7 protein-coding genes are annotated in these 10797 nt (G+C 71.1%); all 7 read left to right on the top strand.

All coding sequences use genetic code 11. From position 1 onward, the window contains the following. Positions 1–445, top strand: a 445-nt coding sequence (locus tag ACFOGJ_RS01420; RefSeq protein ID WP_379897610.1) for a hypothetical protein, incomplete at its 5' end; no start/stop codon positions are given. 38 nt (positions 446–483) lie between these two features. Next, positions 484–1761, top strand: a complete 1278-nt coding sequence (locus ACFOGJ_RS01415; protein ID WP_379897609.1) for an MFS transporter — start codon at positions 484–486, stop codon at positions 1759–1761. A 16-nt stretch (positions 1762–1777) separates the two neighbouring features. Next, positions 1778–3961 (top strand): FUSC family protein, encoded by a 2184-nt coding sequence (locus tag ACFOGJ_RS01410; protein WP_379897608.1) that lies wholly within the window; start codon positions 1778–1780, stop codon positions 3959–3961. Continuing rightward, positions 3958–6282: an FUSC family protein gene (locus ACFOGJ_RS01405; protein ID WP_379897607.1), complete on the top strand. Its 2325-nt coding sequence runs from the start codon at positions 3958–3960 to the stop codon at positions 6280–6282. The genes ACFOGJ_RS01410 and ACFOGJ_RS01405 overlap by 4 nt, the downstream gene beginning before the upstream one ends. Before the next feature lie 68 nt (positions 6283–6350). Then, a complete protein-coding gene (alsS, locus tag ACFOGJ_RS01400) occupies positions 6351–8012 on the top strand; it encodes an acetolactate synthase AlsS (protein ID WP_379897606.1) in 1662 nt (553 codons plus the stop codon). A gap of 50 nt (positions 8013–8062) precedes the next feature. Then, the gene (gene budA, locus ACFOGJ_RS01395; protein ID WP_379897605.1) at positions 8063–8875 is read left to right on the top strand and encodes an acetolactate decarboxylase; all 813 of its coding nucleotides are present in this window, start codon (positions 8063–8065) and stop codon (positions 8873–8875) included. A 60-nt stretch (positions 8876–8935) separates the two neighbouring features. Continuing rightward, positions 8936–10645, top strand: a complete 1710-nt coding sequence (locus ACFOGJ_RS01390) for an NAD-dependent malic enzyme (RefSeq protein ID WP_379897604.1) — start codon at positions 8936–8938, stop codon at positions 10643–10645. The last annotated feature ends 152 nt before the right edge of the window (positions 10646–10797 follow it).

The raw sequence follows: 10797 nt of genomic DNA, 5'->3' as shown, positions 1-10797 counted from the left end.
GGTTGCCGCCGCCCTGGCGCGGCGGGTGGCGGCCGGGCAGGCGCCGCTGCTGGTCACCGATCCGGAGCTGTTGCCGCTGCGCCGGCAGGGACGGCTCGGCCTGCAGAACGCCGAAGCGGTACTGGACGAGATCTTCGCCGAGCCCGCCGCACGCCATGCCGGACGCCTGCGGATGCGCGCGGTGGTGCAGGACCTGCACCGGCTGACGGCCCTGCTGTCCGCCCTGTCGGAACCCGGCCGGGACCTGTCGGCGCAGGCCGCCGCCCTTGCCGCCGCGGCGGAGGCCCTGGACCGGCTGCAGGCGGGCCGCATGCCGGCGGAGGCCGCGCATGCGGCGCTGCTTGTGGCACCGGACGAGCGGCTGCGCCGCTACGGGGCGGTGGTCCGCGACCTTTCGCGGGACATGGCCGCCGTCGATGCGGCATCGCAACCTCAGACCGGCTAGACTCTGGCGGCAGGGAAGCGAAGGGGCGGACGACCGACATGGCACGCGAGATATCGGCATCGGAGCGGCGACGGGCACTGACCCTGGGCAGCCTGGGCGGCGGGCTGGAATTCTACGACTTCGTCATCTATGCGGTCTTCGCCGACGTGATCGGGCAGACCTTCTTCCCCAGTGGCGATGCCACGGCGAACCTGCTGGCCGCCTTCACCGTCTTCGCCATCGGCTATCTTGCCCGCCCGCTGGGCGGCATCCTGTTCAGCCATTACGGCGACCGGCTGGGTCGCCGCAACATGCTGCGCCTCAGCATCGGCGGCATGGCCGGCGCCACGATCCTGATGGGACTCATGCCAGGCTATGACAATATCGGCATCGCCGCCAGCGTGATCTTCGTCGGCCTGCGTATCGTCCAGGGCATGAGCCTGGGCGGAGAGATCCCGGGCGCGCTGGTTCTGATCACCGAGACCATGCCCCGCCATCGCGGCTTGGCCTGCGGCGTCCTGTTCATGATGATCAATGTCGGCCTGCTGGTCGCCCATGCCGTGCAATGGGGCATCGTCGCCGCGCTGCCGGCGGAGGATGTGTCCGCCTTTGGCTGGCGCATCGGCTTCCTGCTGGGCGGCGCGATCGCGCTGGCCGGCTTCCTGCTGCGGGTGCGGCTGTCGGAATCGCCTGCCTTCGAGGAGATGGAGGCCGCCACCCACAAGGTACCCCTGGCCATGCTGTTCGCCCGGCACGGCCGCCAGGTCCTGGCCGGCTTCCTGATCGCCGGAATCGGTGCCAGCATCGTCTCGCTCCTCTATCTCTACCTCGATACCTACCTGACCCGGATCCTGGGCTATCCGGGGCCGGCCATGGCCAGTGCCAGCGTCCTGGGCATCCTGATGTTCTCGCTGCCGATGCCGCTGGCCGGCTGGCTCGGCGACCGGCTGGGCCTGAAGCTGCCGACCCTGGCCGGCGGGCTGGCCCTGATCGTCGCGGTGGTGCCCGCCTATGTCTGGATGGCCGGCGATGCGGCATCGGTCCTGCCGGCGCTGGCGCTGCTGTCGATCCTGGCGTCGTTTGCCTGGGGGGCTGCGCCGGCGCCGCTGACCGCGATCTTCCCGACCGCGGTGCGCTATTCCGGCGTCGCCGTGTCCTACAATCTGGGCTTCGCCATCATCGGCGGGCTGACCCCGCTGGCGGCAACCGCACTGATCCGCTGGAGCGGCGACAGCCAGATGCCAGCCTACCTGCTGATCCTGTTCACCGTCCTGGGCCTGGCCGCCCTTGCCGCGGTCCGCCTCCTCCCGCCGGAGGACAGGGCGGCGCAAGGCTGAGGCCGCGACCGGCATCATGCAGGCACCCCGCATCATCAACACGGTTCTGGACCGCGGCCGGCAGCTCTGGGGGGACGCATACCGTCCCGACGCATTCCGCAAGGGCCTCATCGTCGGCCTGCTCAGCGCCCTGCCCTTCGCCTTCTGCATGCTGGTCGACGAACCGCTGTTCGCGATCTTCACCAGCCTGGCCGCGGTGCGGCTGGGCATGGCGGATCCGGCCGGCGGCGCCTTCGCCTACCGCCTGCGGACCATGGCCGCCGGCACCCTCTGCGTCACCCTGGGCTGCTATCTCGGCACCCTGATGGCGGACGCGACCCTGTGGCTGCTGCCGGCGGTGTTCGTCATGGTCCTGGCCTTCGCCGCGATGGGCGCGCTGGGCAGCGAGGGGCTGGCGATCAGCACGCTCACCCTGTTCCTGACCGTGGTGTCGCTCGGCGTGCCGGGCGATGCCGAAGCCCGGGCCGGTGCGGTGTTCCTCGCCTGCCTGTTCATGATCGCGGGCCTGCTGCTGCCCTGGCCGCTGCATCCCGACCGGCCGGTGCGCCGGGCGATGGCCGCGGCGCTGCGGGAGGTCGCCGGCCTGGCCGCTGCCGTGGCGGCGGCCGACGGCGATGCGTCCCAGGAGCGCGTCCGCGCCCGCTGGAACGCCAGGACGGCCGCCTACAGGGCACTCGATGCGGCGCTGGAGAGCCTGTCGGAAACCCTGCCGCAACGGCGGCGCGGGGTGCGCCCCACCGCCCTGCGGCAGATCCTGGCCGCCGCCATGGCCGGGCAGCGGATGACACGGGCTTTGGCTACCCTGGCGGAATATCGCGGCGCCCTGCCGCCGCAGGTCGCGGCCGAACTGGCGGAAGAGGCGGCGGCGCTGCGCGCGATGGCGGGCCGGCTGGAACGGCTCTCCCTGCGCCGCGCGCCCAGCACCGGGCTGGATATCGCCGGCCCGCCGCTGCCGGACGAGGCACTGCCTGCGGACCTGCCATCGGCGCCGGCGGAGGCCCGGCGCGCGTTCCGCTGCGCCGCGGCCGAACTTCGCGCGGCCTTCGCCCCCGGCGGCGCAGCGGACGATGCGATGTCAGCCGCCATCCGGCTGCCGGAGCGCGGCCGCGTCCGGCAACTGCCGCTCTGGGCCTGGCCGAAGCTGCGTGCCAACCTGACCCTGCGTTCGACCGCCTGCCGGCATGCCCTGCGCCAGGCCGCCCTGGTGACCCTTGCCACCGGGCTGGTCTGGCATTTCGGGATCGCCTTCGGCTACTGGGTGATGCTGACCATCGTGATGGTCACGAAACCCGCCTATGGCGGCACGCGGGCCGCGGTGGGGGCGCGGATGATCGGCACCGTCCTGGGCGCCGCGATCGCCGAGATGGTGCTGCTCGGCACGCAGGATTTCTGGCTCCTGGCGGCCCTGGCGCTGCTGTTCAACTGCCTGTCGCATGCCGTGATCACGACTCATTATCCACTCGGCATCACGCTTCTGACGATGTACGTGATCTTCAAGATCGACGCCGCCATGCCCGATACCGACGTCACCCTGCCCCGGCTGCTGGCGACCCTTCTGGGCGGGGCGCTGATCGCCGGCAGCCTGCTGATCTGGCCGCCGGTGCGCTATGCCAGCTACTGGAGCGGCGTCGGTCGCAGCCTGCGCGATCTGGGTAAGATGCTGGCCGACCTGGCCCGCGACAGCACGCCCGGGCGGCAGCCCGGCGCAATGCGGGACGCTGCGGCGGATGCCGAGCAGCTGGCCTCCCACAGCCGGATGAACCTGCAGAATGCGGAGGCGATCGTCCGCGAGATCTTCCTGGAGCCGGCACACTGGCATCCCAACCGGCGGGAGTTGCGCAGCGTCGTCGACGGCCTGCATCGCCTGACCGGGGCGCTGGCCGCCCTGCAGGCCTCCGGCCGCTCAGAGGCCGTCCCCGCCGCGGCGATGGAGCGCAGCGCGGCACTGATGACCGAAATGGCCGCGGCCTGCAGCGCCCTGGACCGGCGGGACCGGGATCCGCCGCCGCCTGCCTGGCCGGCCGAACTGCCGCAGCGGGCGCGCACCGCCACCGCCGCGCTGCACGCGGCACCCGATGCCCCCCTGCAGGCGCTGGCCGCAGCCCTCCGCGATCTGGCGGAGGACCTTGCCCAGCTGGCCCGGATGCGCGGCACGCGATCGCCGGCCCTGCAGCCGTCAGCACCGGAGGCGCGCGGATGACCGGGCCGGCGATCTGGCGCCGCGCCCTGCCCCGGCCGCTCGCCTGGCTGCGCGACACCCTGGTCGCGGCCTACGAGCCGCGCACCTTCTTCAACGGCCTGCGGATCGTTCTGCTGGCCGCGATACCGTTCTTCCTCGGCATCATGCTGCATTCCGCGACCATCGGCCTGTTCGCCGCACTGGGCGCGATCTGGGTCGGCTTCTGCGACCTGCCGGGCAGCTACCGGCGCCGGGCGGTCGGCCTGCTGGTGACGGCGCTGCTGCTGGGCCTGTCGGCGGCGATCGGCACCCTGATGCACGGTATGGAGGTCGGCAGCCTCGCCATCCTGTTCCTGCTGGGCACCCTGCTCGGCTTCGTGGGCACCCTCACCGCCACGGCGGGCAAGGCGACCACCTTCGCGCTGCTGATGCTGATCCTGGGCTGCGGCATCGGCGGCGCCCCGCTCGAGTCCGTCGAACGGGGCATCGCCGCCCTCGTCGGCGGCACCTGGATGACCTTCGGCACCCTCATCGCCTGGCCGATCCAGCCCTTCTCGCCGGCCCGGCGGGCGGTGCGCCAGGCGTTCGCCGACCTGTCCCGGGTGCTGGAGACTGCGGTGGACGGGCTGAGCGTGCCGCGGCCGGAACATATCGTGCAGGCCCAGGCCGGCTGGCAGGCGCGCGCCGCCGCGCATGCCTCGCTGGATGCGGCGATGGGCATCCTCACCGACCTGCGGGCGATCCGCGACGGCACCTCGATGACGGGACGGCGCCTGGTCCTGGCGCTGCAGCAGGGGCGGCTGATGGCGCTTTCCGTCTCCGGCCTGTCGCTCAGCATGCAGACGATCCCGGCGGCGGCTCAGCCGGTCCTGGACCCGGTCGTCGGCGGCATCCTGCGGGGGCTGGCGCGGGACGTCACGCAGCTGGGCGCGGCGCTGGGCCCGAACGTGGAAACGGTACCGCCGGCGGCAATGAGCTGCACGGCGGCGGAGATCACCGCGCGCCTTGCCGCCGCCCGCGACCAGCTGTCGGCGGAAGGGGTCGGCGACGAAGCGCGCACCGACGGCATCGCCTTCTACCTGCTGAACCTGCGGGCGGAGATCGACAGGGCGCGGGAGGCGCTGGCCGGCAGCATCGAGGCGGGCGATCCCGACAGCGCCAGCGAACTGCGCCCGGTCCCGCTGCTGCAGGCCCTGCTGGGCGCCGATCCCGCCCATGTCCTGTGGGACAATCTGGCGCTGCGCTCGCAGCGGCTGCGCCACGGCCTGCGGGTCGGTGCGATCCTGGCCATCGCCACCTTCGCCTATACCTTTTTCGGCATCGACCATGGCTACTGGATCCCGCTGGTCGCGGTCGTGGTGCTGAAGCCCGGCTATGGCGGCACCCGGGCCGCCAGCATCGCCCGCACCGTCGGCACCGTGATCGGCGGCGTGCTGGCGGCGATCATGCTGGAGCTGTTCCACGGCACCCTGGCGCATGCGATCCTGGCGCTGGTCTTCGCAATCTGCGCCTTCGGCGTGATCAGCCGCAATCTCGGCCTCGGCACCGTCCTGCTGACCCCCTTCGTCGTGATGCTGCTGGCGATCCTGTCGCCGGCGCAGAGCGACGTGATCTGGCTGCTGCGGATCGGCGACACGATGATCGGCGCGGCGATGGCCTTCGTCGGCCTGCTCACCCTCTGGCCCAGCAGCGAGCGGGAGCGTGTGCCCGCCCTGGCGGCCGGCGTGCTGCGTTGCCATGTGCAGACCCTGCGGATCCTGCTGCGGCGGGTCGAGGGCGAGCCCGTCAGTGTGGCCGATATCCGCAGCCGGCGCCGTGCCGGCACCCTGGCCATGAGCGAACTGGATGCCTGCTGGGAGCAGCTGCTGAGCGAGCCGCGCGAATGGCATCCGCAGCGGGATACCTACTACACGCTGGTCGCCCTGGTGCGGCTGGCCCTGGTGCAGGCCGGGCCGCTGTTCACCGTCGCCCCCGGCGGCATGTCGGAGACGGTGCGACGGGTTGCGGACGCGCTGGCAGCCGACGTCACGGCATTGCTGGAGGAGGTCGCCGCCAGCCTCGACGAAGGTGCGCCGCTGCCGGACATCGCCGTCCGCACGCAGGGCCTGCGACAGGACGTGCGCGCCCTGGAACAGCAGGAGGCAGCCACCGGTGCAGGAGACGCGGACAACGCGGCCGGCACGGCCCTGCATCTGGTGACCGGCTGCCTGGCGCGCCTGGCGGAAACCGCGGTGAACCTGGCGCAGGTCACCGAACGCCTGCAGGCCGGCGGCGACGGCCGTGAGCCGCCGCCCCGCTACCAGCCGCCGGATGCAGCCACGGCGGCGCCACGATTGACATGAATGGACAGTATCCGGGCACCGCAAATCATCTATGATCTGCGCAGCTACCAGGGGAGGAAGCAGGGGTCATGACCGACAATCCGCCGACCGGCGCCATGCTCCTCGCACGCTCTCTTGAGGCACAGGGCGTCCGCCACGCCTTCGGCATCCCCGGCGCGAAGATCGATGCGCTGTTCGACGCCCTGAACGATTCCCGGATCGAGATGGTGGTCTGCCGACACGAACAGAATGCCTGCTTCATCGCCCAGGCGATCGGCCGCATCACCGGCCGGCCCGGCGTCGCCATCGCCACCTCCGGCCCCGGCGTGACCAACCTGGCGACGGGGCTGCTGACCGCCACCGGCGACGGCGACCCGGTGGTCGCGATCGGCGGTGCGGTGGCCCGGGGCCAGCGCCTGAAGCGCACCCACCAGTCGCTGGACAATGTCGCGGTGTTCAAGCCCTTCGCCAAGTACAGCGCCGAGGTGGAGGACCCCGACGACCTTTCGGAAGCGCTGGCCAATGCCTTCCGCGCCGCCGCCACGCCGCGCGCCGGCGCCGCCTTCCTGTCGGTCCCGCAGGATGTGCTGGCCGAGCGCACGGCCGTCCCGGTGATCGGCCCCACCGGCGCCACGCCGCAGGGCGCCGCCGCGCCGGACGCGGTGGCGGATGCCGCCGCCCTGATCGACGCCGCCGCCTGCCCGGTGCTGTTCATCGGCCTCAACGGCAGCCGTGCGGCGCCGGCCGCGGCGATCCGCCGCCTGCTGAAGCGCTTCCCGCTGGCGACCGTCTGCACCTACGAGGGCGCCGGCACCGTCTCGCGCGAGCTGCTGGACTGCTTCGTCGGCCGGGTCGGACTGTTCCTCAACCAGCCCGGCGACCGCCTGCTGGCCGCCGCCGACCTGGTCCTGGCGGTCGGCTTCGACCCCGTCGAGTACGACCCGCGGATCTGGAACCGGACCGGCCGGCGGAAGATCGTGCATGTCGACTTCGCGGCCGCCGACATCGACACCTATTACGACCCGGCGGTCGAGCTGGTCGGCGATGTCGCCGCCACCCTCGACACCCTCGCCGAAACGCTGACAGGGCCGCGATGCGTCGCCGACCTGCCGGTCGCCGGCCCGCTGCGGCGGGAGCTGTTCGCCCAGATCGGCGAAGGCGCCGGCCATGGCGAGGCACCGGTTCATCCGCTGCGCCTGATCCACGAACTGCGCGACATGATCGGCGACGACGTCACCGTCGCCTGCGACATCGGCTCCCACTACATCTGGATGGCCCGCTACTTCCTCAGCTTCGAGCCGCACCGCCTGCTGTTCAGCAACGGCCAGCAGACCCTCGGCGTCGCCCTGCCCTGGGCGATCGGCGCCTGCCTCGCGCGCCCGGGCGAGAAGGTGGTCTCGATCTCCGGCGATGGCGGCTTCCTGTTTTCCGCGGTCGAGCTGGAGACCGCCGTGCGGCTGAAGACGCCCTTCGTCCACCTGGTCTGGCGGGACGGCACCTACAACATGGTGCGGATCCAGCAGATGATGAAATACGGCCGCGATGCCGCGGTGCATTTCGGTAGCCCGGATATCGTCGCCTTCGCCGAGAGCTTCGGCGCGCGCGGCATGCGGATCTCCACACCCGACGAGATCCGGCCAGTGCTGCAGGCGGCGATGGACGCGCCCGGCCCGGTCATCGTCGACGTGCCGATCGACTATCGCGACAATGACGCGCTCTGCCGGGCCATGGACCCCAACCGCGCCAACTGAGCCCGGCGCAGGCGCGTACCGCCGGCACCGCACCGGCAGGAGGTTCCACGATGAGCGACAGCCACGACCACCACCGCGACCCGGAGATCATGTTCGCCCGCGCCCTGCATGCGCATCACGATGGCGATGCCGGGATCCACGAGGATCACGAGAAGGCGCAGGAATTCTTCCAGACCTCGATGATGTCGGCCCTGCTGAACGGCGTCTATGACGGCGAGATGACCTTCGGCGAGCTGGCGCGGCACGGCGATTTCGGGCTGGGCACCTTCAACGCCCTGGACGGCGAGATGATCCTGATCGACGGTGAATTCTACGCCCTGCGCGCCGACGGGAATGCGCATGCGGTGCAGCCGGACTGGAAGACACCCTTCTCGTCGGTGATGTTCTTCCAGGCGGAGCTGGAGCAGGAGATCGACGGCCCGATGGACCGCGCAGCCTTCGAGCAGCTGCTGGACCGGGTCGCCCCGAAGCGCAACGGCTTCTATGCGGTCCGTGTCGACGGGCTGTTCTCCCATGTCGAGGTACGCACCGTGCCGCGTCAGGAAAAGCCCTATCCGCCGATGGTCGAGGTGGTGAAGAACCAGCCGAAGTTCGCGTATCGCGATATTCGCGGCAGCCTGATCGGCTTCCGCCTGCCGGACTATACGGTCGGCATCAACATCCCGGGCTATCACCTGCATTTCATCGACGATGACCGGACCTGCGGCGGCCACATGACCGCGTTCACGATCGCCGAGGGCCGCCTGGCCATCGACCATACCATCAACCTGCACCTGGAAATCCCGCAGCACAGCGACGCCTTCGATGGCGCCGACCTGGCCGGCGGCGACCTGCACAAGGACATCCAGACGACGGAATCCTGACCCGCCGCGGCCCAGGAGCCGCCAAGGGAACAGTCAACGAGCACGAGGGGGAGGCGAACCATGCCCGAGGCCACGGCGACGCACGGCCACAGCGAGAACGAGCCGATCAGGACCGACCTGCGCGGCGCGCCGCTGCTGGAGACGGCGCTCCTGAACAAGAGCACCGCCTTCGACGAGGAGGAGCGCGACCTGCTGGGCCTGCGCGGCCTGCTGCCGCCGCATGTCTCCACCCTCGGCGACCAGGTCCGCCGCACCTACGAGGCCTATAGCCGCAAGGACAACGACCTGGAGCGGCACATCTACCTGCGGGCCCTGCAGGACCGCAACGAGACCCTGTTCTACCGCCTGGTGATCGATCACCTGCCGGAGATGATGCCGATCCTCTACACGCCGACGGTGGGCGAGGCCTGCCAGACCTTCAGCGAGATCTATCGCCGGCCGCGCGGCCTGTTCATCAGCTATCCCGACCGCGACCGGATCGAGCAGATGCTCGACAACGTGCCGCTGCCCGACGTGCAGGTGATCGTGGCCACCGACGGCGAGCGGATCCTGGGTCTCGGCGACCAGGGTGCCGGCGGCATGGGGATCCCGATCGGCAAGCTGTCGCTCTATACCGCCTGCGGCGGAATCGACCCGGCGACCACCCTGCCGATCCTGCTCGACGTCGGTACCAACAACCAGGAGCGGCTGGACGACCCGCTCTATATCGGCTGGAAGCATGAGCGCATCACCGGGCAGGACTACGACGATTTCGTCGACCGGGTGATCCAGGCGCTCAAGCGGCGCTGGCCGGACGTGCTGTTCCAGTTCGAGGATTTTGCGCAGACCCATGCCGGGCCGCTGCTGAACCGCTATCGCGACCAGCTCTGCACCTTCAACGACGACATACAGGGCACCGCCTGCGTCGCGGTCGGCACCCTGTTCGCCGCCGCCAATGTCGTCGGGCGCAGGCTCTCCGATATGCGCTTCGGCTTCCTGGGGGCCGGCGCCGCCGGTTGCGGCATCGCCTCCCAGATCGTGCAGGCGCTGATCGAGGAGGGCCTGCCGCCGGACGAGGCGCGCCGCCGCATGTTCATGGTCGACCGCTACGGCCTGCTGCACGACGCGATGCCCAACCTGCTCGACTTCCAGAAGCCGCTGGCGCAGCCGGCGGACCATGTCAGCAGCCTGGGGATGGATCCCGGCCAGGCGATCGGCCTCGACATGGTGGCGGAGAAGGCGGCGCCGGACGTGCTGCTGGGCGTCTCCGGCCAGCCCGGCCTGTTCACCGAGACGATCATACGCACCCTGGCGGCGAAGCATGAGCGGCCGATCGTCTTCCCGCTGTCCAACCCGACCTCGCGGGTGGAGGCAACGCCGGCCCAGGTGCTGCAGTGGAGCGACGGCCGTGCGGTGGTGGCCACGGGCAGCCCCTTCGCCCCCATCTCCCAGGGCGGCAAGAGCTATCCAATCGCCCAGTGCAACAATTCCTACATCTTCCCCGGCATGGGGCTCGGCATCCTCGCCGTCGGCGCGCGCCGGGTCAGCGACGCCATGTTCATGGCGGCCTCCCGAGCGCTGGGCGAACAGGCCCCGGCGCTGAAGGACCCGACCGGCGCGATCCTGCCGCCGCTCGCCGATGCACGCGCGGTCAGTGTGAAGATCGCCGAGGCGGTCGCCCGCCAGGCGGTGAAGGAAGGCCTGGCACCGGAAATCGGCGATGCCGAGATCTCGGAGCGGATCACCGCGCGCTTCTGGACGCCGCAATACCGGCCGATCCGGCCGGCCTGAGGATCGCGGCGGCCGGGCGACGGCGGCGCAGGGTTGCGGCAATGGAGCCGGGCGCGCTGAGGTCCGATTCGGATCGCTGAACCGCCAGAGTGGGACGTCTGCCTGTCCCCGATGCGTCACCCGCGGGCTTGTCCCGCGGGTCCATGGCGCCG

The organism is Marinibaculum pumilum (assembly GCF_042646425.1).
Taxonomy (GTDB): Bacteria; Pseudomonadota; Alphaproteobacteria; order Ferrovibrionales; family Ferrovibrionaceae; genus Marinibaculum; species Marinibaculum pumilum.
Note: the sequence above shows the minus strand (reverse complement) of the source record. Positions and strands in the feature narration are given on the sequence as shown.

Coding starts and splice junctions, on each gene's coding strand:
- alsS (WP_379897606.1), top strand. CDS start 6,351: ATGACCGACAATCCGCCGACCGGCGCCATGCTCCTCGCACGCTCTCTT.
- ACFOGJ_RS01405 (WP_379897607.1), top strand. CDS start 3,958: ATGACCGGGCCGGCGATCTGGCGCCGCGCCCTGCCCCGGCCGCTCGCC.
- budA (WP_379897605.1), top strand. CDS start 8,063: ATGAGCGACAGCCACGACCACCACCGCGACCCGGAGATCATGTTCGCC.
- ACFOGJ_RS01410 (WP_379897608.1), top strand. CDS start 1,778: ATGCAGGCACCCCGCATCATCAACACGGTTCTGGACCGCGGCCGGCAG.
- ACFOGJ_RS01415 (WP_379897609.1), top strand. CDS start 484: ATGGCACGCGAGATATCGGCATCGGAGCGGCGACGGGCACTGACCCTG.
- ACFOGJ_RS01390 (WP_379897604.1), top strand. CDS start 8,936: ATGCCCGAGGCCACGGCGACGCACGGCCACAGCGAGAACGAGCCGATC.